Source organism: Pseudomonas sp. N-1-13, assembly GCF_057787095.1.
In genome coordinates this window covers 5,556,198-5,578,782 of sequence record NZ_JBYNRI010000001.1, presented here as the reverse complement: position 1 = coordinate 5,578,782, position 22,585 = coordinate 5,556,198, and the positions used below count along the sequence as shown (strand labels likewise).

The following is a 22,585-nucleotide window of genomic DNA, read 5'->3' as shown; positions in this document are numbered from 1 at the left end:
GCGGCCTCGCCACAAAAGTGGGTCCGGCCGATTGATCAAATCTTGAACTGCTGCACCGAAGACTGCATCGACCCCGCCGCATCGTTCAATTGATCCGCTGTTTGCGTCAGGTTGTGAATCGAGCGGGTGTTCTCGCGGGACTGCGCGGCAATCGACTCCACCCTCTGAGCCATTTCATCGCTGGCCTTCGATTGTTCGGCAATGGTCTGGGAAATTTCCTCCACCACTTCTGCCGCATGCCGGGCGCCGGTGCGGATTTCGCTGATGGACACCCCGGCCTGCTGGGCCAGTGAGACGCCTTCGTCCACGCGGCTGACGCAAGCCTGCATGTTCGCCACCGCATCCCGGGCGCTGGTCTGGATGCGCTCGATCATTGCGGTGATTTCCTGAGTGGACTGGGTGGTGCGCGCAGCCAGGTTACGCACCTCATCGGCCACCACCGCAAAGCCGCGCCCCGCCTCACCGGCGCGGGCGGCTTCGATGGCGGCGTTGAGGGCCAGCAGGTTGGTTTGCTCGGCGATGCTCTTGATCACCTGAATGATGGAATGAATGTCTTCGGACGACGCATCCAGCGCGGTGATCTTGCTGGACGACTGATTGACCACCTCGGCGATCCGGCTCATGCCCTCTACCACCCCAAGAATCACTTGCCCGCCGCTGCTGGCCAGTTGTTCGGACTGCGCTGAAATCGTCCGGGCGCTGTCGGCGTGCTGATGGATCTGGCTGATGTTCGCCATCATCTGCTCCATGCTCGCCGCCATGCTGGTGGCGCTCTGAGCCTGCTGATCGGCGCTGGACACAATCTGCCGCGCCGTATCGCCCAATACGCGCGACGTGCCATGCAACTCGTCACTCTGGCTGCGGATCGTGGCGATCATTTGCCGCAGGTTGATCTGCATCTGCTCGATCACACCCTGCAACTGACCCAGCTCATCCTTGCTTTGAGCCCCCATCGAGCGCTGCAAATCCCCTTGGGAAATAGCCTGGGTATTGAGGATGATCTTGTTCAGCGGCGTAAGCACCGCCTTGAGCAGGCTCCAGGACAACAGCGCCAACGCCACGCAGGTGGCCAGCAATGTGAAAACCAGCCAGCGCTCCGACGTTTGAATGCTGTGGTCCTGTTGCTCGCGGGTGGCATGGGCCTGGCTCTCGATCAACTCACTCACCGCCTCGTTACGCTCCTCCAGCGCCGAAAACGCCCCGTCGAACTCCGTCCGCAGCGCCCGGCCATCCTGGGCACCCTCCAACGCCTTAGCGATCACCTGCTGAGCCGATGCAATATAGGTTTCCACTTGCGGCTTCAGCTCGGTAATAGCCTGAGCGATCGCTTGCGGCAACTGGGCCTCGGCATTCTCGGCGATGACCTGGCGCATCCGTTGCGCATGCTCATCGAACGCCTCCCTCACCTCCTTGGCTCCCGCGGCATCCCCCGGCGCCACCAGCAAAGCGGCCAACACATCGCCACGAATGGCGTCGTGCATCATGTCCGCCTCCATGTGCTTGCGCATGGCCGAAATACTGGTCTCGCTACGCGCCAGGGCGCTGGTCATGCTGATATAGCCCCACAACCCGATACCGCCGAGCACGAGGGCAAAGAAAAGGCTGATCAACCCCGAGCCTATGATCTTGGTCCTGATCTTCATCGCCTACTACTCCAGAGGGGGCGGGATTTCAGGGCAAGTGTAGTTGAGGGCCGGCGGAGCGCTCGGAGGTTCGCTTTGATTGCTTCGGGCGCTCACGCCCGCTTGCCGATAACGCCAACGACCTGCGGGCCCGAAGACAAGCGATGGGAGCGATTGCACAATGGATGATCAATGCCAGCAGGTGTTTCTCGACGCCGGGCATCGAAATACCCCGTATGAATAAGGAGATCCTGATGGCCACTGCACATGTTTTTATCGCCACCAGCCTGGATGGCTTCATCGCCAGGCCCGACGGTGACATCGACTGGCTTTTACAGCGCGATGATCAAACCGAGGACCATGGCTACTCAGACTTCATCGCTGACAAGGACGTGATCGTGATGGGGCGCGGAACCTATGAGAAGGTCCGGTCCTTCGACACCTGGTTCTACGAGCGCCCCGTGGTGGTGCTGTCTAAAAGCCTGTTGAATGCGCCAGTGCCCGAAGCGCTGAAGGGCAAGCTCCGGTTCTCTAGCCTCGCGCCCAAGGACGTGATGGAGGAACTGACGAGACAAGGCGTACGTCGGGTCTATGTCGATGGCGGACAGGTGGTGCAGTCATTCCTGCGCGATGGATTAATCACCGACATGGTGATTACCACTGTACCTGTGCTGATCGGCTCCGGAAGGCCATTGTTCGGGGCTCTTGAGCGGGACGTAGATCTGAAACTGGTATCCAGCCGCTGGTTTGCTTCGGGGTTGGTGCAGTCTACCTATCGCTTGGCGACATGATGCGCTTGCGTGGGTATTAGGCCCGCAGCGCCAGAGCGTTCTCGTAGGAAAACGGGGGACAGACCATGGTTGATTTAGTGTCCGCCTACTCATTGCAGCCGGTAATCGTGCTCTGTCCGTAGCCCCCGTGGCGAGGGAGCTTGCTCCCGCTGGGCTGCGAAGCTGCCCTTCTTTAATCCGCTCCTGCAAATAAAATTCAATGCTGCCCCCTCGGAGCAGCATTGCCCCCGCGGCTCTCAAGCAGAATGACTCCCCGGCGCCTCCAGCACCTTCACCACGTCATCGATGACGGCTTTGCTCATATCCTGCAAATAACACGACGCCCAGGCGTACCGATCCGTGCTGCGAATCATCGCCGCGTCCTCGGCCAAGAGCTTGGCAACGTGGAGCAGGTCGGAGGCGTGGGATAAGGCTTCGCCGATGGGAATGCCGCTGTTGATGCGGAAGAGGGGGCGGTCGGAGTGGTAGGAGAAGGGGGTTAGGCCTGGGGTTTTGAGGTCTCTGGGGTGGGTCATTGTACGCCTCCGGTTGTCAGTCGGCGGCAAGTAGCGGTTGGTGAAGCGCACGTACAAAAAAGCGGCAAATCCATGGCATACATCGATAGAGCTCCCATATCAAGTGAGAGCTGCCACGTTCGTTCTCAGGCGAATGGGTGGCAGCTGTGCGCAGGCTGAGAAACCGGAGATACAGGAACCCGGCAGACCCGAAGGTCTCCCACGCACAGCCGCCATTGCACGAAATACGGACATAAAAAAGCGCCGCAAAACGTGGTAGGGCGCTGTAGCGCCTGCATCTTACTCGGGTTCTCAGGCCCGGTCGCTGAATTGGCAGCGACAGTTGGAGGGTAGCGGTCGATTGGATAGGGGACAATCGTGGCGCCATGCTGGCGGGGCTAGGAATTGTGTGTCTGGGATTAACGCATCTGGGGCGGACGGAGCGAGCTTGCGCATGTATGGCAGAGTGCTAGCTTTACTGGCGTTGCCGTAAACGATCACGCTTAGCGCCGAGCCAACACTCTTCAAGGAAAGCTCGTAATGGACCTACACAACGAATTCGAAAACAGTAAATTCTTCCACCGTGCCCGTATTGATCGACGCGCTGCTGACGCATTGGTCGGGCTGGCTGCCGGGATTGCTGCAGATGGTGTGGTGAATACCACTGAAGCGGTGTTCCTGAAGCAATGGTTGGAAAGCAATCTGGCGCACCTGAACGATCCAGTGATTAATCTGCTGTATTCGCGTTTGGCGTGCATGCTTCAGGACGATGTTCTGGACCCGGATGAGTCTCTTGAGCTGCTTAATATCCTGCATGGTTTTTCTGGATTGGACATAGAGAGGCCAACGGCCGGCGGTGCTGTTGCCGTTGCGCCTACGGATCTTCCATTCAACACGCCGGCTCCTGAATTGGTTTGGGATGGCCGGATGTTTGTGTTTACGGGGGTCATGGCCTTTGGGCCGCGCAAAGATTGCCAGGCGTTAGTCGAGGAACGGGGTGGTTTGATTGGGGGCGGTGTGAGTAAGAAGGTGCATTACCTGGTGGTCGGTAGCGTGGGTAATGAGCAGTGGCGCCACAGTACCTACGGAACGAAGATCATGAAGGCAGTGGAGTTGCGGGAGGCGGGCGCTTCGATCGCCATTGTGGGTGAGGATCATTGGCTAAAGGTTTTGTTTGGTTGAGGTTGCTTCGGTCGTGGTGCTTCAGGACGGACAGCTCCCAACCTGGCCAGCTAAGTGTCGGTGATGGCCTCATCGCGAGCAGGCTCGCGCCCACAGAATTCAATGTCTGGACAGAAAGTGGACGTGCAGAAACAACAAAGCCCTCGCATTTCTGCGAGGGCTTCGTTTTTGTATGGTGCGGCACCAGGAGTAAAACACAATGCGCAGAACCCTTTAAAATAAAGGATCAAGCGTGTTCAGAATATAAAGAAGGTACTCAAATAGGTACCTGGCCCCCCCCCGTCGTGCGGGGGGCGTCTGCCTGGAAGCTCAGGCCGCGATGATCTGAAATTCCGTGGCCTTGGCAATCGGCCTGACGTGATTATTCTCGCGCTTCATTTCAACCAGCCCGTAACCAGACATGGTTTTTAGCGTCCGCGACAGGTTGCTTACCTTTCGCCCAGTAGCCTCGGCCAACGAGGTCAGAGATTCTGGCTGAGTTTCTTTGATGAGCTTGAGCAGCGCCCGGTTTTCGTCACTCAGCACCTCGGCCAGCGACTTCATGGACGGGAACCAAATTTTGGGCTCGGTTGCCTTGGGCTTGTACTCGCCACAGGCAATCGCCAATACACGGGCACGCATCTGCGCTTGCGACATGATGCCAATCTTTAATGTTTTCATTTCTTCACCTGCTCCAACACACGGTCAACGTCTGCGAAAAAATCCCGTAGCAACTGCTGAGCGTCTTTGAATTCATAGGGCACGCCCTTATCCGTGCTCGACCGATGCTTATGGTCGTAGGGTAGGACCTGGCCCGCATATTTGAACTTGGCGGGCTTCACCAAGTGGGCATTGTCATAACCAAGCACCCTGGTTCCACCTCGATCATGCAGGGTGAGCGAGTATTTAATCCCATGCGGGATATGCTCAGAAGGCTCAACCTGGTAGGCCTCAATCTTGGCCCAGTAGCCACCCTCCTGAGCCAAAATTTCTTGGTGCAGGCTCAGTAATGTGTCGAGCCCATAGTCCCTTTGCATGTCACAAACCTTATCATCTGTTGATAAAACGTCAAGGTAGGAAGCAGGTTCACTCAGTCCTCTCGTCGCAACCCTCTAGGCTGCCCACGCAGCCTGCCTTGCGGAATCCCTGCATTGGCAGCGCAGGTGCCCCAGGAAGGTAAAACGGGAACAGATCACGCTTAATTTGGCGTCTGCATATTCATTTCAGCTAGGAATCGTGGCCTGTCCCCGAATTTGTCCGGGATTGGGTGGCGGCCATGCACGGGTAGGAAAACCGAGAATCAAGGCACCCGGCACACCCGAAGGTGTCCCGCGCACAGCCGCCATAACGCATATCGCAGACACAAAAAAAGCGCCTGCAATAGTAAGCGAGGCGCAGCTGATACGCCTTGATTTACTTCGGGTTTCCTACGCCCGGTCGCTGAATTGGCAGCGATAGTTGGAGGGTAGCGGTCGATTGGATAGGGGACAATCGTGGCGCCATGCTGGCGGGGCTAGAAATTATGTGTCTGGGATTAACGCATCTGGGGCGGACGGAGCGAGCTTGCGCATGTATGGCAGAGTGTCGGTGGCGGTGATGGCCTCATCGCGAGCAGGCTCGCTCCCACAGAGTTCAGTATCTGGACAGAAAGTGGACGTGCAGAAACAACAAAGCCCTCGCATTTCTGCGAGGGCTTCGTTTTGTATGGTGCCGGCACCAGGAGTCGAACCCGGGACCTACTGATTACAAGTCAGTTGCTCTACCAACTGAGCTATACCGGCGTGTGGGCGACGATTATAGCGATTGGGTGCGTTCTGTAAACCCCTGAATTCTGACTATTTTTGCAGGGCCTCGGCTCAGGCGCGGCGCACGAGGTTGCGCACTTTCTGCAAGGTTCGCCAGGTACGGCTGTTTTGCAGGGCATGGAGTTGGGCTTCGGCCCGTTCGGCGCGTTGCAGGGCGGCGGTGAGTTGCTGGTCTGGTTCGCTCAGGGGGTGGCTGAATTTGTGGCCTTTGCAGAATTGGAACCCGTCGAGGTTGCACGGGGGGATGTCGAAAGCGGGTTTGAGCGCCAGGTGTTCTTCGGCGAGGTAAAAGGTGTTGAGGCCGTCGAACAGGATGGAGTGATAGCCGGCTTCGGTGACGAGGGTTTCCCAGGTCTGGTCGCGGGCCCATGGGGTTTCGATGAGGATGATCCAGGGGCGCCAGCGGGTGAAGTCCATGCCGCGCAGCACGGTTTCTTCGTGGCCTTCGACGTCGATTTTCAGAAAGTGGATGGGGCGGTCCTGGGCGTATTGCTCGCAGATCGAAGTCAGGGTGCGGGACTGGACGGTCTGCTTGCTTACCTTCATGCCCGCGTCGCGGTGCTGTTGGGCGACGCTGGCTTCGACGGTGGACAGGCCCGTATCGGCGATGGTGTAGAAGGTCAGGCTGGCGGCGTTTTCGCCGGCTACGCATTGCAGGTTGATGTCGTTTGGCCGTTCTTGGCAGAGAGCGTCGTAGTAGGCCTGCACCGGTTCGATGTTGATCCCGTGCCAGCCGTGATCGTAGAACGCCCGGGTCACGGAATCATCTGTTGGATGATTGGCGCCTACGTCCAGATAAAAGCCGTTTTCCACCGATTGAAGGGCGCGCCACAGGCGTATGTCTTCGAAGTTCTGTGCGTAGGAAATGAACGTCACGGCCAGTCCTTGTGTGTGTCGGCATTGTGTCAATCACGATACGAAAGGCTGTTGTACTGCACAGGCGCGATGGGCGCAATTGCTGGCGTGTGGGAGCACTGAGTTCGGCGGTTATGTCGTTTTGCTTGAACGCTTATGCACAACGGGCGGGGTGGGGCGACTGCCATCTTGCGATTTTGTGACAGCTTTCTCGTTTGCTCGCAAATGCCTGTTTTAATGGTTTTTTATCCATATGAACAAAAAATGACCAGCCTCGCTTCCAGCAGAAAATCGCGGATTAATTGGATCCAAGACAATTTCATCAACAGAGTTATCCACAGGCTGTTTCATGTCAGCGACGTTCGGCCAGCAGCATCAGATTTCGCGGCGTGAGGGGCGTTTCGCAGAAGGTGCCGAGGCGGACGTGGTAGTTTTTCTGGCTGAGGAAAAGCGCCCGATCCAGCACCAGCCACAGCTCAAGAGGCCGCCGGAAAAGGCCTCGGACCAATTCCAGGTTGCGCACTTGGGCCAGACGTTGATGGCCGGCCGCTTCCAGTGCCGACCAGTCAGGCGAGCCGACTGTGGATAAGTCTTTCAGGGCTGCCAGATCGGTGCAGTACTCGATGAAGGATTTTTCCAGCCAGGCACTGGGGAGCGAGGGGGTGGGCAGATACTCGTCGCGGCCCCGGATCTGTCGTTGCAGCAGGTCAAAGCTCAGGCGCCGAGCCATGGAGTGGTCCCGTTGCCGCCGGATGCGGGCGCCGGCGGTGACCGTTTCGGTCAGTGGCAGGCTGAGATCATCGAGCGTTAGCTGTAGGACCGAACCCTTGGCGACGTCGGACAGCGGTTGATAACGTTCAGCACTGATGCGGTTGTAGCAGCACGGGGCGATTGCCAGTTGAGTGCAGCCAGCGGCGCTCGCCAATTGCATCAGGCGCACATGCAGGTCGCCGCAGGCGTGCAGGGCTACTGGCGTGTGTTCAGGGTGGATCGCCAGGCCTGCCTCTGCCGCCAGCACGTCTTGCTGCAAGTGCGTGGCGGGCAGACGGTGGCGTTGGCTCAGTTGCTGGCCGCTGGCGACCAGGGCTGGGTCGTATTCCAGGCAAGTCAGTTGTTGTTCAGCCTGCAGCAAGCGTCGGCCAAGATGACCTTTGCCGGCGCACCAATCGAGCCAGTGGGTCGGTTTGGTAGCGAAGTGCAGGCGGCTGGCGAAGGCTTCGATTTGCTGCCATTTGCGCCCTGGCACGTCGACGCTGAGGCGATGGGCGGCGGTTTCGAGCTCTTTGCCCGGCAGTTCTGCGACGACGCTCAAGGGATGGGAAGTGGCCGCCAGTTCTGGAAATGGCGCGGGTGCATGTTGAATCAGCCAGGGTTGGTGATGGTCGTTTTCTGCGTCTTCCAGCGAACGCTGGCGTAGCCATTGGGCCAGCTCAGGGTAGGACCCTTCCCATGGCAGTTGCAGATGGGTGAACGGACGCGGTTTCCACAATGCCTGGTGCGTTGTGAGAAAAGCATCCAGCGCGGTGAAACGGGCGAGTAACGCCTCGCCCGTCAACACGCCGCTGTCAGCGTCCTTGGCAGGCATCGACGCGCAACCAGCGCTCCAGCTGCTTGAAGCCCTGCACCAGCATGAACGCCATCAGCAGGTAGAACATGCCGGCCGCGAAGAAGATTTCCACCGGCAGGTAGGTCCGGGCAATGATGGTCCGGGCCATACCGGTCAGCTCCAGCAGGGTCACGGTGCTCGCCAGGGCGCTGGCCTTGAGCATCAGGATCACTTCGTTGCTGTAGGCCGGCAGGCCGATGCGCGCGGCGCGAGGCAGGATGATGTAGAACAACGCCTTGGGTCGGGACATGCCCAGGGCTCGCGCGGCCTCGATTTCACCACGGGGGATGGCCTGGATCGCGCCGCGCAGGATCTCGGCGATGTAGGCGGCGGTGTGCAGGGTCATGGTGGCCGTGGCGCACCAAAACGGATCCCGCAGATAGGGCCACAGCGAACTGCTGCGCACGGCGTCGAACTGCGCCAGACCGTAGTAGACCAGGAACAGCTGAACCAATAACGGCGTGCCACGGAAAAAGAAAATGTAGGCGTAGGGTAACGCCCGCACGTACCACAGGCGTGAGGAGCGGGCGATGCCCAGCGGAATCGCCAGCAGCAGACCGGCGATCACGGCGATGGCGACCAGCTCCAGGGTCAGTGTCGCGCCTTGGGCCAGTTTCGGCAGCCACTTGATGATGACTTCCCAGTTCATTGGGTGCTCCTGGCAAAGCCGCGAGCGGCACGTCGTTCCAGAAAATGCATGCCGATCATGGCGAGCACGGTAAGGCCCAGGTACATGAACGCGGCCACCATATAGAAGGTGAACGGTTGCTTGGACACGGTCACGCCGATTTGCGCGTGCCGCATGATTTCTTCCAGGCCGATCACCGACACCAGCGCGGTGTCTTTCATCAGGATCATGAACAGGTTGCCCAGCCCGGGCAGGGCGATGCGCCACATCTGCGGCATGATCAGCCGAGTGAAGATCCGCCACTTGGACAACCCCAGCGCCACGCCAGCTTCGCGATGGCCCTTGGGAATGGCCAGGATCGCGCCGCGAAATACTTCCGTGGCGTAGGCGCCAAAGCACAGGCCCAGGGCGATGACGCCAGCGGCGAAGGCGTTGAGGGAAAGGTCCGGGTTACCGAAGTATTCGCCCAGGGCACGCATGAGATTGACGGTGCCGAAGTAGATCAGCAGCACCCAGAGCAATTCGGGGATGCCGCGAACCAGTGTCGAATAAGTGCCGCCCAGCCATTGCAGCGGCTTGTACGGGGAAGTCTTGGCCAAGGCGCCGAGCAAGCCGAGCACCAGCCCCAGGCAGAGGGCCGAGAGCGCCAGTTTGACGGTCATCAGCGCGCCAGCGGCGAGCGCCGGGCCGAATCCGTAGAGATCGATCATCATGGGTGTGTGTTCATATCGCGGCAGGCTTTGCTAAGGGCCGGCGTCGCAATGAAGCGGCGCCGGCCAGGCACGTCAGTATCAATAGATGCTGAACGGGAAGTACTTGTCGTTGATCTTTTTATAGGTGCCGTCGGCAACGATTTCCTTGAGCGCGGCGTTCAGCTTGTTGCGCAGTTCGTCGTCACCCTTGCGCACGGCGATACCGATCTTGTCGCTTTCCACCACCGGGTCGCCTTTGAATTCGAAGGCGGCGCCGTCTTTGCTCTTGAGCCATTCGTATTGCACGTATTTGTCCGCCAGGATGGCGTCAACGCGGCCCGAGAGCAGGTCCAGGTAAGCGTTTTCCTGGGTATCGTAGAGCGTGACCTTTACGTTGTAGTCATCTTCCATGTTGCGGTCTTCCAGCCAGGTGCCGGCCAGCGTGGCGCGTTGTGCGCCAATGGTCTTGCCGCTCAGGTAGGCCTTGTCGGTCTTGAAGTCTTCGGTGGCCTTCGGTGCGATGAATTGCAGCTTGTTGGAGTAGTACGGTTCGGTGAAGTCCACGGCCTGCTTGCGTTCCTCGGTAATCGACAGCGAGGAGATCAGGAAGTCGAACTTCTTGGCGTTCAGGGCCGGAATGATGCCGTCCCAGTCGGAGGTCACCACGCTGCATTCGACTTTCATCTTGGCGCACAGGGCGTCGCCAATGTCCTTGTCGAAGCCGACCACGTTGCCACTGGCATCTTTGTTATTGAACGGCGGGTAGGCCGCTTCGATGCCCATCTTCAGTGTTTCCGCGGCCATGGCGCTGGCCGAGAAGACCAGACTGGCGGCAGCGGCCAGGAGAAATTTCTTGTAGGTCTGCATATGTACTGCTCCGTTAGCGGTTGCTGGACATGAATTGTTTGCAGCGCGCCGAAAGCGGGTTTTCGAAGACCTGCTGTGGCGATCCTTGCTCCTCGACCAAGCCTTGATGAAGGAACACCACTTCGCTGGAAACCTGACGGGCGAAGCCCATTTCGTGAGTCACCAGCAGCATGGTGCGGCCTTCTTCGGCCAGGGCGCGGATCACACTAAGTACTTCCTGGACCATTTCCGGGTCAAGGGCAGAGGTGGGTTCGTCGAACAGAATCACTTTAGGCTGCATCGCCAGCGTGCGGGCGATGGCGGCGCGCTGCTGCTGACCACCGGAAAGCTCGGCAGGGTAGGCATGACGCTTGTCGGCGATGCCGACCTTGGCCAGCAGGGCTTCAGCCACTTCCACGGCCTCGGCCTTGCTCTGGCCGAGCACCCGGCGCGGGGCTTCGATGATGTTGTCGAGCACGCTCATGTGCGGCCAGAGGTTAAAGTTTTGAAACACAAAACCGATTTCGCTGCGCATGCGGTTGATCTGTTTGCCATCGGCGGCCACCAGTTCACCGTTTTTCGCGGCCTTGAGCTTGAGTTCTTCGCCGGCCACCAGGATCTGGCCCTGGTTGGGATTTTCCAGCAGGTTGATGCAGCGCAGGAATGTGGACTTGCCGGAACCGGAGGAACCCAGGATCGAGATCACATCGCCGTCGCGGGCGGTCAGCGAGACGCCTTTGAGCACCTCCAGCTTTCCGTAGCGTTTGTGCAGGTTGCGGATTTCAAGCGCGGGCGTGGCCTGGGCCATGTGCGGTCCTCATGGTGTGTGCTCCCTTGCTGTTGGCGGCCTTCCTGGCGAGGCGGCCAAGCTAGCATAGCGTCCGAATGGCAGCCAACAGCGCTACGGGTGGTAAACCGCGAATGTGCGGCAGGTTGTCGCATCGGCGCAGCAGACTGTCGCGCCATCAACAACCGAACGGCCGTTCGAACTCTGTTTACCGGTAAAAATCCCGGGGAGTCGCGTAAAAAAAGGCGCGATGGTGCCAGCTTTGGCTGGGGGTTGGAAGGGTTAATCGGATGAGTGTTGCCGTTGTGCGTTTTTATCGTCCATAGGAAGTTTTAGCTGGCTGTCCTCTTCTCCGTGAGGCTGATCGCGTTCTATTCGCTGGCGGGCTCTTCCATCAACTGACGATAACGATCCAGCGCCTCGCTGAAGTCCTTGATGAACTCCGGGGTGCTGAGCCAGCGCTGGGCCGTCTCGCGATCCATGTCGTCGGCCCACATGCGGTAGTCGACCAGCATGTCCGCGGCCAGGTTGGTGGCGGCCATGCTTTCGTTCTCGGCGTTTTTCAGGTCCAGCAGGCCGGGGCGTTCGCTGATCATCACGCTCAGGGACGCGAGCAGCGTGTCGAGCATTTCGCTACGGCTGATGGCCTCGGCTTCGCGTAGCTTGGCGAACAGCTCGAGCACGTAGACCGGTGGCTGGGCGGTGGCGTGGGCCGGGTCGCCATACATGGGGATGGATTTACGCCCGCTCATGCGGATTTGCTTGGCTTTGTCTTTGGCACGCTTGGCGCGTTTTTGCTGTTTGTTCAGTGAGGCCATTGGGCTTCGGTTTCCAGTTTGTTAGGGGGCGATGCCCGGCTCAGTTGATTTTCGGCACGGTAAAGCTGAATTCGCTGCCCTTGCCTGGCTGGCTTTCGGCGTGCAGTTTACCGCCATGGGCCTGGACAATCCCCTTGGAAATATACAAACCCAGTCCGGTGCCGTTCGGGTTGCCTTCCTTGACTGTCCAGTAGCGGTCAAACACGTGAGGCAACTGCTCCGGTTTGATTCCTTCGCCGGTATCACGAACGCTGAACACGATCTCGTCACCCACCGACATCGCGCTGATGCCCACGCTACCTTGCTGGGGGGTGAACTTGATGGCGTTTCCGATCAGGTTCGACAGCACCTGGAACAACCGCTCGGGGTCGGCATTGATCTTGAGATTGGGTTCGGCGTGGAACGAAATATCGATGGCCTTGGCGGTTGCCAGCGGCGTCAGCAGCGAGCAGGCGTCTTCGAATATCTGGCTGACGTCCAGCGGCTGGGGATGGATGGTGTAGCGCCCAGCGTCGATGCGCGAAGTGTCCAGCAGGTCTTCGAGCAGAACGTTCATGCGGCTGGCGGCCTGTTGCATGGTGTCGATGGCTGAAGCAATTCGCTTAGAGCTATGGGAGCCGTCGGAGCTGAAGGACTTTTGCATCATGCCGCAGAGCATGGATATGACCGTCATCGGGTTGCGCAGGTCATGGGACACCACCGCCACCAGTTCATCACGCGCCTGCACCGCCTGACGCTCCTTGTGGACTTGCCGGGCCAGATCGTTTTCCAGCGCTGAGCGGCGCAGGTCGTTGGCGGCAAACAGATCGCCGTGGGTCCATTGGGTACTGATGCCGGCCATTTCGACTTTCCAGATTTCGAAAGACGTTCGCGGTCGCAGGCGCAAACCTGTCTCGCTGCTTTCCAGGTCCAGAGGTTTTTGCGGGTCGCCGCTCCACTGGATGGTTTGCTTCACCTCGGGGCGGAACCACAGCACGCCATTTTCCACAGGCTTGGGCAGGTGGATCGCCAGCACACCGCTCGCCACGTCCTGATAGGCCTGGGCTGGAGCGAAAACGCTGCTCAGGTTGTGGTGGGAGAAAACGGGCTGGTCGGTCTCCAGCATCCATTTATGCAGCTCGCGGATCTGCTCCGCTTCCGGGCACTGGCCATGGCGGTGCAGCTTGTTGTCCTCGAGGATCGCGACGCCGGTGGCGCCGGTCAGGTCCATCAGCCTTTGGGGTTCGCGGGACAAGCCGTCAAAGACATTGTCGCTGGACTCGGCCATGGCCGTGGCGAGAACCTTGAGGTCCTCAAGCTTGGCGTCCCGTTGGCGGGTCAGCTCCAGTGCTTCCATGGCGCTGATCTGCAGCGACAGCACTTGGCCGATGGTCTGGCAGGCCATGCGCATTTCATGGGGCACGAGCAGGGGGTGACGGTTGCCGCAACTGATCAGGCCCCACAGTCGGTCGCCTTCCATCAGGGAAATGCTCATGGACGACAGCACACCCATGTTTTTCATGTATTGGCGGTGGATCGGCGAGACGCTACGCAGGGTGGAAAAGCTCAGGTCCAGGGGTGTCTGAGTGTCGGGACGCAACTGCGGGACCAGCGGTACCGGCGTGTAGTCAGCGTTGGGGATGATTCGCAGCCAGTTGGTGCGATACAGCTCCCGGGCCTGTTCAGGGATATCCGATGCCGGAAAAAACAGGCCTTTGTAGAGCTCCATCGACGGCGCGCTGGCCTCGGCGATCACCTGGCCGTGGCCTTCTTCTTCGAAGCGATAGATCAGCACCCGGTCGTAACCGGTCATGGCCTGAATTTCCCGAACGCTGATTTCGTACAGAGCCTGAAGGCTTTTCGCGCTTTGCAGGCGTTGCAGCATGCGCCCCAGGTTGGCTTCGCCGCTGACACCTTCGGGACGGTAGTCGCTCAGGTGCTGTTCCAGTTCGACGATCAGGGCGCCTTGATGGCGGTGGACCAGGGCGTCAAAACGCAACTGGTTCACGACAATCTCCACGGGCGCGTTGTCCCCGTCCGCATCGGCGCGACAGGCCTTGAGGACGGCTTGGGCCTGCTGCTGCCCGAACAGTGCGTCCAGCGTCTGGCCGGGGAGACCGTGAGAATCGTGCCCCATCAATTGCAATACGTTGGCGCTGACCTGTCGGATGACGAAGTCGGGTTCGGACAGCATCAGTAGCACGCCATGAGGCTGGATGGCCCCGGGGAAGCGAATCGGTTCGTCTGCACAATTGGCCAGCAGTTCTTCGAAGGCTTCCTGGTTTTCCGGGGTCATAACAATACCTTTTGGCTGTCCAGCCAGTGTTCAAAATGAGTAAACGTCGCTTTGGCGGCACGTGTGACTTCGAGCGTTTGGGCGTCGCCAAGGTTCCTGTCGCCCAAATACTGAAGGAAGTCCTTCCAACGCCGACCGGTGAGTTCGCCATACACATTGAGAAACGCCGCGCCGCTGGAGGCATCAAGACCGAGCTGTTCGGCGACTCTGCGCCGCAGGATCTGACCCCCGAGGGTTGCACCTTCCAGCACATAGGAAACCCCCAGGGCGGCGGCACGGGAATCGATCTGCGGCAGGTCCCGGCAGGTGGGCAGTGCCTCGATAGCGTGGTCATCCAGGCCCAGTGCCGTGAGATCCGCCTGCAGTACGGGAAGCTTGATCCGCAGGGATTGGTCCAACCCCGTCGGTGTCAGCGTCAGGACATGAAGTCGCTGTTCCAGCGGTTTATAAAAACCGTAGTAGGCGGCCATCAGGCGCCGGTACAGGTCGAGGTCCAACTGTTCGGAGAAAAACGGCAAGCGTTTTTCCAGGGCGACGTGCAGCTCAGCGGTTTCGGTCCGCAATGCCTGAATCAGAGAAGGGGGAGGCGCGGCCGGTGACATGCGGGATAGAGCTCGTTGACTGGAGCGTTGCTGGAAAAAAAGCGCATCAATCTTACACAGATTTTTCGGCCAGAGCGGCCATCAGCTGTTGGCTTTCAGTTCGCCCGTCGTCAGGCTTGGTTGTCGAGCTTCAAGGCTTGCTCCAGGTCGGTTTCCAGCAAAGCGCCGACATTGGGCATTCCGAGGAACTCCAAAACTACGGGGTCCCTGACGATGTTCCTCGGGCTGAGATTGAGCCTTTCAATATGGCTGGTCGCTTCCTGTTTCACCGCCGGGCGGTCTTGGCTGGCCAGCAGACGTTCGTAGTAGAGGGTGCCGATCTGACGTTCCAGGGCGCGGGTGGACCAGTTTTGGATGGCTACCTCGTTCATGTACCAATGGCGGGCGTTTGGGTCTTCTACCCGCAGAAGTGTGCGGTAATGGGTCCAGCTCAATTCGGAACGCACTGCGTTCCAAATTGGAAACGATTGATAAAAGTCCCGCATGTGGCGCAGGTTGCGTTCATCAAAGCCTTTCCCAAACGGGGGGACCAAAAGGATGCTCTGGACGACGTTTCGATGATGCAGGGCGAGTCTGATTAGGTGGGAGGAAAGCTGTCCGATTCTTGCAGGACGGGTTTGACGCCGCCTGATCTTGGCTGACCCTGGCTTGTAGGAGCTATCCCGGGATGGCGTCATCCACTGCCGACGTCCTCATAATGAGGACGATCATCAGATCGGATCTTGGGCTAGCGCCTTGGACGCGGCGACATAATCGGCCTGGAACTGCTCACTCTCCACCCAATCCAGTGCGGTCTGCTCATCGACGCCTTTGGTCAGGCGACGGTATTCGATCAATGCAGTAATGATGAAGTCGGTCGCTTCGTCCTCACCTTCCTGTTCCAGCACCAGCGTCAACAATGGATAGGCCAGGAACGCTTCGCACATCGCCTTCTGGCTGACCTTTTCAGCTGAGCTCATGATTTGGAACAGCTCCGTCAGGTCCACGGATTCCAGATCGATGCGCTCATCGTTCGGGTCCAGGAAATCGTTCGGCGCAGCAGCACGCTGAATGCGGTTCTTCTTGGCTTTCGCCTTGGCGCGCTGGTTTCGTTTCTGCTGTTTGTTTGCCGATGACATGGGGGGGCAGACTCCTGGCATGAAAATAAGGCGATCTATCCTACAGCTTCAGGGCAACCACTTCGAATCTCAATCCACCACAAACAATGTGGCACCCAGTGAGGTTGAAGAACTCGACGCGCTGTCACAGCTCTCGTAAATCCCAGGCAATAAAAAACCCCGATCAATTTCTTGATCGGGGTTTTCGGTATTTGGTGCCCAGAGACGGAATCGAACCGCCGACACGGGGATTTTCAATCCCCTGCTCTACCGACTGAGCTATCTGGGCAACGGGGCGCATTAAACGGGTTTTTCAGGGGGTCGTCAAGCACGTTATCAAAAAATATTTAATTATTACCGTCGCTTACGATCCGCCCCGGTTCTGGGTGGCCTATTCGGACGGCGGCACGTAGCCTTCGGCCTTGGCGTATTCTTCGCCGGAAAAGAACTTTTCCATTTCGCCTTGAAGGTATTTGCGGTCTTCGGCGTTCATCATGTTCAGGCGTTTTTCGTTGATCAGCAGGGTCTGGTGTTTTTGCCAGTCCGCCCAGGCCTTGGCCGAGACATTGTCGTAGATGTCCTGGCCTTTGACGCCCGGGAACGGCGCGCGCTCCAGGCCTTCCAGTTGTTCTTTGTACTTGCGGCACATCACGGTGCGGATCATTGCAACTCTCCTGCGTTCAATACGGCGGCCGCGCGTTCGAGCAAGGTCTTGACCGGGGCGGCGAGGCCCAGGCGCGGCGGGGTGGCGAGGTTATACCAGAGCCAGTCGGCCTCGGCCACGTGATGGCCGGTTTCCCGGACCCGGACCAGCCAGGGTTCGATCGCCAACTGAAAGTGGCTGAAAGTGTGTACCAGGCTCGGCATCTGCTGATGATTGCCCAGCTCCAGCGAGTGTTGCAGGGCCAGGTGTTGCAGGTCGTCGAGGTCGTCGAGTTCCGGCAGGCTCCATAAACCGCCCCACAGGCCCGTGGAGGGGCGACGATAAAGCAGAATCGCGCCTTCGCGGTTGGCCAGCATCGGCATCAAGGTGCGTTTTTTGGGCACATCCTTGCGTGGCTTGGGGATCGGGTAGCGGGTCTCCAGGCCGAGCATGTGGGCTTGGCAGCCTTTTTTAAGCGGGCAAAGCAGGCAGCTGGGTTTGCTGCGGGTACAGAGCGTGGCGCCCAGGTCCATCATCGCCTGGGTGTAGGCGTTGACCCGGTCTTGAGGCGTGAAGCGCTCGGCAGTCGCCCACAGTTGCTTCGCGACCTTCGGTTCGCCCGGGTAACCTTCCTGGGCGGTGAAGCGCGCCAGCACCCGCTTGACGTTGCCATCGAGGATCGGTGCCCGCAGGCCCATGCTGATGCTGGCGATGGCGCCGGCTGTGGACAGGCCGATCCCCGGTAATTCGGTGAGTTTTTCCACGTCGCGGGGGAATTCACCGCCATATTGGTCGACTACGATCTTCGCGGTTTTCTGCAGATTACGGGCGCGGGTGTAGTAGCCCAGGCCGGTCCACAGGTGCAGCACTTCGTCTTCCGGCGCGGCGGCCAGGGCTTGCACGGTGGGCAGCGAGGCCATGAACCGGTCGAAATAATTGAGCACGGTGCTGACCTGGGTCTGCTGCAGCATGATTTCCGAGACCCACACCCGATACGCAGTGATGTCTTGCTGCCAAGGCAAGTCGTGGCGCCCGTGGCGGTCGAACCAGTCCAGTACGGCGCTGGAAAACTGCTCGGCTGTCATCGCTTGAACAACCCCTTGAGCGCGTCCTTCAGCTCGGGGCTGACCTTGTCGCCGAGCTTCTCGTCGATCTTCTCATTGAGCTTGTCGCCGAGGCGGTCGCCGGCCAGTTTCGCGGCGACTTTGCCCAGCCCCTCGTTGTCCAGCCGGCATGCCTTCGCGCCCAGCTCCAGCGGACCGCGGCAGCGCAACGGCCATTCGACATCGACGTAACGTTCGTTGACCTGGCAAGCCGGGTCGGGCATGTCGCTCTTGTCGCCTTCGATGATGATGCCGACGCGGTAGTCCATGCCCAGCACACGCAGGTCGATATCGCCGTTGCCGTTGACGGTCATGCCAGGGATACGGACCTTCAGGTCCGGGTTGCTGGCCACGCCGCTGCGGAAGGTGAGATTGCCGTTGAGTTGCTCGAATGGGGTGTCCTTGCCCCGGGGCTCGCCACTGAGGGTTTTACGATTGAGGGTGGCGATGCCCCTGCACAACTGCTGCTCGAGGTTGGCATTGAGCAGGACGCCGTCGTTGATGACGAACCCGGCAGTACCGTTGAGGCTGTCGATCAGGGCCTTTTGGCTGTTGCCACTGGCGGTCACGGCGCTGTTGAGTGTCACCAGGCCTTTGACGGGCGGATTCTTGCCCTGGCTTTCGATGATTTTCTCGGCCGGTACCCGGTTGATGCGGGTTTGCAGGCTCAACTGCGGCGTGGGCTGGCGCACGTCCAGCGTGCCTTTGACTTCGAAGTTGCCGTTGTACAAATCGCCCCGCAGGTTTTCCAGGGTCAGCAGGCCGCCCTGGCCGGTGGCCTTGAGCGCGGCATTCTGGATCGGCAGTTTATCGAGGGTCAGTTGGCCGAAGGTCAGGTCGGCATCCAGGTCCAGTTTGCCCAGGCGTTCGACCGGAAACAGCCGGTCGTTGCTCCAGGCGCCCTGGGTGGGCGCGCTCGGCAACGGTGTGCTGCCGGCGCCCGCCATGGCACTGGCTTCGGTGTTGCTGACCTCCGCCTCTCGGGCCGCCTTGGAACTGTCGGCCTCGGCGGATTTTGGCGCCAGGTAGCGGTCAACGTTGAAGGTATCGGCCTTGAGCTGCGCACGCAGTGACTGTTTGGCAAAGTCTTCCACGGCGATACGACCGCTGAAGGTGCTGTCGTCGATTTTCAGATTGATGCTATTGAATTCGGCGCTGGTCGGCGTGGCCGCAATACGGGTGACCAGTTCGACTTTGCTCAAGCTGCCTTCGGCCATGGCCGGCAGTTTCTGACCGACGCCGTCGACGAATTTCGCCAGGTCGAATTGGGCGATCGACATGCCGCCGCTCAGTTGCGGGGTCTTGTCCAGATCATTGACCTTCAGTTCGCCCAACGCCCGCAGTTGATTGATGGAAAGCTTGATGCCGGTCCATTCGGCGACGTTCGCCGCTTTATCCAGGAGTAGCTGCCCGTGTGCCGCGAACGTCACGGTCTTGCCTTGCAAAGGGTCGCCCGTGGCTTCGCCGGACAGCTTCAGGTCTTCGAACTTGTAGCGCTGCAAGGCGCGCTCGAAGCGCAGCTCGCCCGTGACCTCGGTGCGCACCCGCACGGCTGGCTGGTTGCTGGCCAGGAATGCGGTGAGCGTGACCGGAATGTTGGTGGAATCATGGATCGGGCCAGTGCTCAGTTGGATGCTTTCGGCGGTGAACTGCCGGCCGGCCTGCTCGTCGGTGTATTCGACCCGGGCGTTGTTCACGGTCAGGCTGTCGATGTCCAGGCGGGTTGGCTGGGCCGGTTTCTGCGCCGGGGCGCTGTCCCAAGGGGCAGGCTGTTCGGCCGGTGCCGGGGCGTTTGCCGTGGTTTTAGAGGCGGGTGCCTTGCCGATGTCTTCCCAATTGCCGTGGCCGTTCTTGTCACGGTTGAGTCGCAGGTTCAGGCCTTCGACGCGCACGTCGCTCATCTGCACTTCGCGGCGCAGCAGTGGAATCACGCGCACGGAAAGGCCGAGCATCTGCAGGTCGGCGAACGGTTGTGTCGGGTTTGCCAGGGTGGCGACACTGGCTTCGTGCAATTCCAGACCCAGCCACGGGAAAAGGCTCCAGCCGATGTCGCCATTGAGGGTCAGCTCAATGTGGGCCTTGTCGCGGGCTATCTGGCGGATCTCTTCTTTATAGTCGTTGGGATCGAAGAGGTGGGTCAGGGCAAAGCCCAAGGCCACAATGACCAGCAACAGCCCGAGAAGTACCAGACCCAGGATTTTGCCGAACGCTTTCATGGGCGAGTCCTTGTAGGTTGAGTTCAAAATTTAGCCTGGGAGTATAACGCCCTGACCTAGTGGCGCGTTGGGTGATCGTTCTTTCTGACAGGCCTGTGGGCCATGGAACCGTGGCGAGGGCCGCGCTGAGCTCCCGGATCTAGGCCTGCTCCAGTGCCAGTTTCAATTTGGCCGCCAGCGCCTGGGCTTCCAGATGACCGGATGGGGCCAAGAGCTTCAGCTCAGCACCGTGTTGCGTAGCCATTTTCCGGGCTTCGCTGACCAATCGTTCCGCCACCCCACGACGACGGGTGACGTTTCGCACGCACATTTGGGACAAGTGCCAGACGTCCTGGTGCCGTTGCAGCCGTGCGGCACCGAGCAACCGGTCATTGAAGCGGGCTGCGATCAATGCGCCGTCCTCCAGGCATTTGTGTATCAATTGTGTGCCGTCAGTGAACGGCTCGAACAGCCAGGCCGGGGCATCCTGGTAGATTTTGTGCAGGTCCTGCCGGTCCCGACAGGTGGCGTCATTCAACTGCTCGACAACGATGGGCATATAAATTCCTGAAAAATAAACGATTCACGCCCTACAGAAAACGTGCAATGGCGCGATAAGACAGAAGATGTAAAAAAGGTGATAGCACTTTGGCTTTTCTGTCATAAGCAAATGGTAACCTTTACCCGTTCGCCCGTCCTTCTGCGACTCAATGTCGCACCAAAATGAAGCTTCACCAGAAAATACAGTCGCGCTTTGCGTGCAATAAGGCTGAGGGTGATGCATGGCTGGCGAGCCATACCAATAACTGGGGGATACATAATGAGCACGAGCATCACGGCGGACGGCTTTGCCGCCCAGCCTGCGTTCCTCTCCAAGGAACGCATTATCGCCAAGCCCGGATTCAACCGGTGGCTGGTTCCACCGGCCGCACTGGCCATCCACCTTTGCATCGGCATGGCCTACGGCTTTTCGGTGTTCTGGTTGCCGTTGTCCAAGGCACTGGGCGTCACCAAGCCTGTAGCCTGTGCACCGGACATGAGCTTCATCGCACAAGTCTTTTCGTCCCAATGTGACTGGCCGATCTCGATGCTCGGCTGGATCTACACCCTGTTCTTCATCTTCCTGGGTTGCTCGGCAGCCATCTGGGGCGGCTGGCTGGAACACGCCGGGCCGCGTAAGGCTGGCGTTGTATCGGCCTTGTGCTGGTGCGGCGGTCTGCTGATTTCCGCGCTGGGTATTTACACTCACCAGATATGGCTGATGTGGGTCGGCTCCGGGGTAATCGGTGGTATCGGCTTGGGGCTGGGCTACATCTCCCCGGTTTCGACGCTGATCAAGTGGTTCCCGGACAAGCGTGGCATGGCCACCGGCATGGCGATCATGGGCTTCGGCGGCGGCGCGATGGTAGGTGCACCGCTGGCTGCAGCGCTGATGAGCCATTTCTCTTCGCCGACTGAAGTGGGCGTATGGCAAAGCTTCCTGGTCATGGCCGCGATCTACTTCGTGTTCATGGTCGGTGGCGCCCTGTCGTACCGCGTCCCGCCGACCGGCTGGAAGCCTGAAGGCTGGACCCCTGCACCGAAGAAAGCTGCGAACGCGATGATCACCCATCGTCACGTTCACGTGAACGTGGCCTGGAAAACCCCGCAGTTCCGTCTGGTATGGCTGGTGCTGTGCCTGAACGTATCCGCCGGTATCGGCATCATCGGCATGGCATCGCCACTGTTGCAGGAAGTGTTCGGCGGCAAGTTGCTCGGCAATGACTTGCCTTTCGGTCAGTTGGATGCTGCGCAACTGGGTCAGATCGCGGCCATTGCGGCCGGTTTCACTGGTCTACTGAGCCTGTTCAACATCGGTGGGCGGTTCTTCTGGGCATCCTGCTCGGATTACCTGGGTCGCAAGAACACCTACTTCGTGTTCTTCGCCCTGGGCTTTGCCCTGTACGCGCTGATCCCGAACCTGGGTCATCTGGGCAGCGTCGCGCTGTTCGTGGCGGCGTTCTGCATCATCCTGTCGATGTACGGCGGCGGTTTTGCCACCGTGCCGGCCTACCTGGCGGACCTGTTCGGTACGCAAATGGTCGGCGCGATCCACGGTCGGCTGCTGACCGCCTGGGCCGCGGCAGGCGTGCTGGGTCCGGTACTGGTGAACTACCTGCGTGAATATCAGTTGAGCATCGGCGTTGAACGCGCTGCGGCCTATGACATCACCTTGTACATCCTCGCCGGCCTGCTGGTGCTGGGCTTCCTGTGCAACCTGATGGTTCGTCCGGTCGCCGACAAGTACTTCATGACCGACGCCGAACTGGCCGCCGAACAGGCACTGGGCCATGACAAGGGCGCTGACAGCACCACTTCGCTGGAGTGGAAAGCCGCGCCGGGCACCAAGCCTTTGGCGATCGCCGCCTGGTTGGTGGTGGGCATTCCGTTGGCGTGGGGTGTCTGGGTAACCCTGCAGAAGACGGCGGTGTTGTTCCAGTAATGCGCTAGCCCGAACCCGCTGGGGTGAGGGCGAATCTTGTGGGAGCGAGCCTGCTCGCGATGAGGGAGGGTCAGCCGGCATCA

Annotated in this window: 21 protein-coding genes, 2 tRNA genes and 1 pseudogene; 3 read left to right on the top strand and 21 right to left on the bottom strand. The window is 59.6% G+C overall.

The features are described 5' to 3' along the window. Positions 1-35: 35 nt before the first annotated feature. The gene (locus AC3I65_RS25020) at positions 36-1,643 is read right to left on the bottom strand and encodes a methyl-accepting chemotaxis protein (RefSeq protein WP_488524250.1); all 1,608 of its coding nucleotides are present in this window, start codon (positions 1,641-1,643) and stop codon (positions 36-38) included. Between the two features lie 233 nt (positions 1,644-1,876). On the opposite strand from AC3I65_RS25020, the gene AC3I65_RS25015 reads away from it, so the two are divergent. After that, positions 1,877-2,413, top strand: coding sequence for a dihydrofolate reductase family protein (locus tag AC3I65_RS25015; protein ID WP_488524334.1), 537 nt, complete (start codon positions 1,877-1,879; stop codon positions 2,411-2,413). 236 nt (positions 2,414-2,649) lie between these two features. On the opposite strand, the gene AC3I65_RS25010 is transcribed toward AC3I65_RS25015, so the two are convergent. Further along, positions 2,650-2,928 (bottom strand): DUF3077 domain-containing protein, encoded by a 279-nt coding sequence (locus tag AC3I65_RS25010; protein WP_488524249.1) that lies wholly within the window; start codon positions 2,926-2,928, stop codon positions 2,650-2,652. A gap of 519 nt (positions 2,929-3,447) precedes the next feature. Here AC3I65_RS25010 and AC3I65_RS25005 point away from each other — a divergent pair. Then, positions 3,448-4,089, top strand: a complete 642-nt coding sequence (locus AC3I65_RS25005) for a BRCT domain-containing protein (protein ID WP_047226880.1) — start codon at positions 3,448-3,450, stop codon at positions 4,087-4,089. 309 nt (positions 4,090-4,398) lie between these two features. On the opposite strand, the gene AC3I65_RS25000 is transcribed toward AC3I65_RS25005, so the two are convergent. From AC3I65_RS25000 to panM, 19 genes and pseudogenes are all read right to left on the bottom strand, one after another. Continuing rightward, positions 4,399-4,749 carry an HVO_A0114 family putative DNA-binding protein gene (locus tag AC3I65_RS25000; RefSeq protein ID WP_047226881.1) on the bottom strand — a complete coding sequence of 117 codons (351 nt, stop codon included), beginning with the start codon at positions 4,747-4,749 and terminating at the stop codon, positions 4,399-4,401. Next, positions 4,746-5,105 carry a toxin-antitoxin system TumE family protein gene (locus tag AC3I65_RS24995; RefSeq protein ID WP_047226882.1) on the bottom strand — a complete coding sequence of 120 codons (360 nt, stop codon included), beginning with the start codon at positions 5,103-5,105 and terminating at the stop codon, positions 4,746-4,748. The genes AC3I65_RS25000 and AC3I65_RS24995 overlap by 4 nt, the downstream gene beginning before the upstream one ends. A gap of 668 nt (positions 5,106-5,773) precedes the next feature. Continuing rightward, a tRNA-Thr gene (locus tag AC3I65_RS24990) sits at positions 5,774-5,849 on the bottom strand. A 75-nt stretch (positions 5,850-5,924) separates the two neighbouring features. Next, a complete protein-coding gene (locus tag AC3I65_RS24985) occupies positions 5,925-6,749 on the bottom strand; it encodes an FkbM family methyltransferase (protein WP_488524248.1) in 825 nt (274 codons plus the stop codon). A 331-nt stretch (positions 6,750-7,080) separates the two neighbouring features. Further along, the gene (locus tag AC3I65_RS24980; RefSeq protein WP_488524247.1) at positions 7,081-8,313 is read right to left on the bottom strand and encodes a methyltransferase; all 1,233 of its coding nucleotides are present in this window, start codon (positions 8,311-8,313) and stop codon (positions 7,081-7,083) included. Then, on the bottom strand, positions 8,294-8,983 hold the full coding sequence (locus AC3I65_RS24975) for an ABC transporter permease (RefSeq protein ID WP_076383341.1): 690 nt from the start codon (positions 8,981-8,983) through the stop codon (positions 8,294-8,296). The genes AC3I65_RS24980 and AC3I65_RS24975 overlap by 20 nt, the downstream gene beginning before the upstream one ends. Further along, positions 8,980-9,675 (bottom strand): ABC transporter permease, encoded by a 696-nt coding sequence (locus AC3I65_RS24970; RefSeq protein ID WP_076383342.1) that lies wholly within the window; start codon positions 9,673-9,675, stop codon positions 8,980-8,982. Before AC3I65_RS24970 ends, AC3I65_RS24975 begins: the two co-directional genes overlap by 4 nt. A gap of 78 nt (positions 9,676-9,753) precedes the next feature. Next, on the bottom strand, positions 9,754-10,521 hold the full coding sequence (locus tag AC3I65_RS24965; protein ID WP_047226887.1) for an ABC transporter substrate-binding protein: 768 nt from the start codon (positions 10,519-10,521) through the stop codon (positions 9,754-9,756). Between the two features lie 13 nt (positions 10,522-10,534). Further along, positions 10,535-11,308 carry an ABC transporter ATP-binding protein gene (locus AC3I65_RS24960; protein ID WP_047226888.1) on the bottom strand — a complete coding sequence of 258 codons (774 nt, stop codon included), beginning with the start codon at positions 11,306-11,308 and terminating at the stop codon, positions 10,535-10,537. 350 nt (positions 11,309-11,658) lie between these two features. Then, positions 11,659-12,105 (bottom strand): hypothetical protein, encoded by a 447-nt coding sequence (locus AC3I65_RS24955; protein ID WP_047226889.1) that lies wholly within the window; start codon positions 12,103-12,105, stop codon positions 11,659-11,661. Positions 12,106-12,145: 40 nt separating this feature from the next. Next, positions 12,146-14,380, bottom strand: coding sequence for an ATP-binding protein (locus AC3I65_RS24950; protein WP_488524246.1), 2,235 nt, complete (start codon positions 14,378-14,380; stop codon positions 12,146-12,148). Further along, entirely contained in the window at positions 14,377-14,982 is a 606-nt protein-coding gene (locus AC3I65_RS24945) for a biliverdin-producing heme oxygenase (RefSeq protein ID WP_076383345.1), read from the bottom strand. The genes AC3I65_RS24950 and AC3I65_RS24945 overlap by 4 nt, the downstream gene beginning before the upstream one ends. A 131-nt stretch (positions 14,983-15,113) precedes the next feature. Continuing rightward, positions 15,114-15,509: pseudogene (locus AC3I65_RS24940) on the bottom strand (DUF1016 N-terminal domain-containing protein); the annotation flags it as partial. 183 nt (positions 15,510-15,692) lie between these two features. Further along, positions 15,693-16,100 (bottom strand): hypothetical protein, encoded by a 408-nt coding sequence (locus tag AC3I65_RS24935; RefSeq protein ID WP_047226892.1) that lies wholly within the window; start codon positions 16,098-16,100, stop codon positions 15,693-15,695. Positions 16,101-16,292: 192 nt separating this feature from the next. Then, positions 16,293-16,368, bottom strand: a tRNA-Phe gene (locus tag AC3I65_RS24930). Between the two features lie 102 nt (positions 16,369-16,470). Beyond that, on the bottom strand, positions 16,471-16,743 hold the full coding sequence (locus tag AC3I65_RS24925) for an oxidative damage protection protein (RefSeq protein WP_047226893.1): 273 nt from the start codon (positions 16,741-16,743) through the stop codon (positions 16,471-16,473). Continuing rightward, complete coding sequence (gene mutY, locus AC3I65_RS24920) at positions 16,740-17,807, bottom strand: A/G-specific adenine glycosylase (RefSeq protein WP_047226894.1); 1,068 nt, start codon at positions 17,805-17,807, stop codon at positions 16,740-16,742. Before mutY ends, AC3I65_RS24925 begins: the two co-directional genes overlap by 4 nt. Further along, positions 17,804-20,041 carry an AsmA family protein gene (locus AC3I65_RS24915; RefSeq protein WP_488524245.1) on the bottom strand — a complete coding sequence of 746 codons (2,238 nt, stop codon included), beginning with the start codon at positions 20,039-20,041 and terminating at the stop codon, positions 17,804-17,806. Before AC3I65_RS24915 ends, mutY begins: the two co-directional genes overlap by 4 nt. Before the next feature lie 139 nt (positions 20,042-20,180). Next, positions 20,181-20,579, bottom strand: coding sequence for an aspartate 1-decarboxylase autocleavage activator PanM (gene panM / locus AC3I65_RS24910; protein WP_047226896.1), 399 nt, complete (start codon positions 20,577-20,579; stop codon positions 20,181-20,183). 261 nt (positions 20,580-20,840) lie between these two features. Between panM and AC3I65_RS24905 the strand changes: the two genes are divergently transcribed. Continuing rightward, entirely contained in the window at positions 20,841-22,502 is a 1,662-nt protein-coding gene (locus AC3I65_RS24905; protein ID WP_047226897.1) for an OFA family MFS transporter, read from the top strand. The last annotated feature ends 83 nt before the right edge of the window (positions 22,503-22,585 follow it).

Bases quoted from the DNA above. Each gene is read 5' to 3' on its own strand.
- AC3I65_RS25015 (WP_488524334.1), top strand. From the start codon at position 1,877: ATGGCCACTGCACATGTTTTTATCGCCACCAGCCTGGATGGCTTCATC.
- AC3I65_RS24960 (WP_047226888.1), bottom strand. From the start codon at position 11,308: ATGGCCCAGGCCACGCCCGCGCTTGAAATCCGCAACCTGCACAAACGC.
- AC3I65_RS24955 (WP_047226889.1), bottom strand. From the start codon at position 12,105: ATGGCCTCACTGAACAAACAGCAAAAACGCGCCAAGCGTGCCAAAGAC.
- AC3I65_RS24935 (WP_047226892.1), bottom strand. From the start codon at position 16,100: ATGTCATCGGCAAACAAACAGCAGAAACGAAACCAGCGCGCCAAGGCG.
- AC3I65_RS24905 (WP_047226897.1), top strand. From the start codon at position 20,841: ATGAGCACGAGCATCACGGCGGACGGCTTTGCCGCCCAGCCTGCGTTC.
- panM (WP_047226896.1), bottom strand. From the start codon at position 20,579: ATGCCCATCGTTGTCGAGCAGTTGAATGACGCCACCTGTCGGGACCGG.
- AC3I65_RS25010 (WP_488524249.1), bottom strand. From the start codon at position 2,928: ATGACCCACCCCAGAGACCTCAAAACCCCAGGCCTAACCCCCTTCTCC.
- AC3I65_RS25020 (WP_488524250.1), bottom strand. From the start codon at position 1,643: ATGAAGATCAGGACCAAGATCATAGGCTCGGGGTTGATCAGCCTTTTC.
- AC3I65_RS25005 (WP_047226880.1), top strand. From the start codon at position 3,448: ATGGACCTACACAACGAATTCGAAAACAGTAAATTCTTCCACCGTGCC.
- AC3I65_RS24975 (WP_076383341.1), bottom strand. From the start codon at position 8,983: ATGAACTGGGAAGTCATCATCAAGTGGCTGCCGAAACTGGCCCAAGGC.
- AC3I65_RS24995 (WP_047226882.1), bottom strand. From the start codon at position 5,105: ATGCAAAGGGACTATGGGCTCGACACATTACTGAGCCTGCACCAAGAA.
- AC3I65_RS24970 (WP_076383342.1), bottom strand. From the start codon at position 9,675: ATGATGATCGATCTCTACGGATTCGGCCCGGCGCTCGCCGCTGGCGCG.
- AC3I65_RS24965 (WP_047226887.1), bottom strand. From the start codon at position 10,521: ATGCAGACCTACAAGAAATTTCTCCTGGCCGCTGCCGCCAGTCTGGTC.
- AC3I65_RS24925 (WP_047226893.1), bottom strand. From the start codon at position 16,743: ATGATCCGCACCGTGATGTGCCGCAAGTACAAAGAACAACTGGAAGGC.
- AC3I65_RS25000 (WP_047226881.1), bottom strand. From the start codon at position 4,749: ATGAAAACATTAAAGATTGGCATCATGTCGCAAGCGCAGATGCGTGCC.
- mutY (WP_047226894.1), bottom strand. From the start codon at position 17,807: ATGACAGCCGAGCAGTTTTCCAGCGCCGTACTGGACTGGTTCGACCGC.
- AC3I65_RS24945 (WP_076383345.1), bottom strand. From the start codon at position 14,982: ATGTCACCGGCCGCGCCTCCCCCTTCTCTGATTCAGGCATTGCGGACC.
- AC3I65_RS24950 (WP_488524246.1), bottom strand. From the start codon at position 14,380: ATGACCCCGGAAAACCAGGAAGCCTTCGAAGAACTGCTGGCCAATTGT.
- AC3I65_RS24980 (WP_488524247.1), bottom strand. From the start codon at position 8,313: ATGCCTGCCAAGGACGCTGACAGCGGCGTGTTGACGGGCGAGGCGTTA.
- AC3I65_RS24915 (WP_488524245.1), bottom strand. From the start codon at position 20,041: ATGAAAGCGTTCGGCAAAATCCTGGGTCTGGTACTTCTCGGGCTGTTG.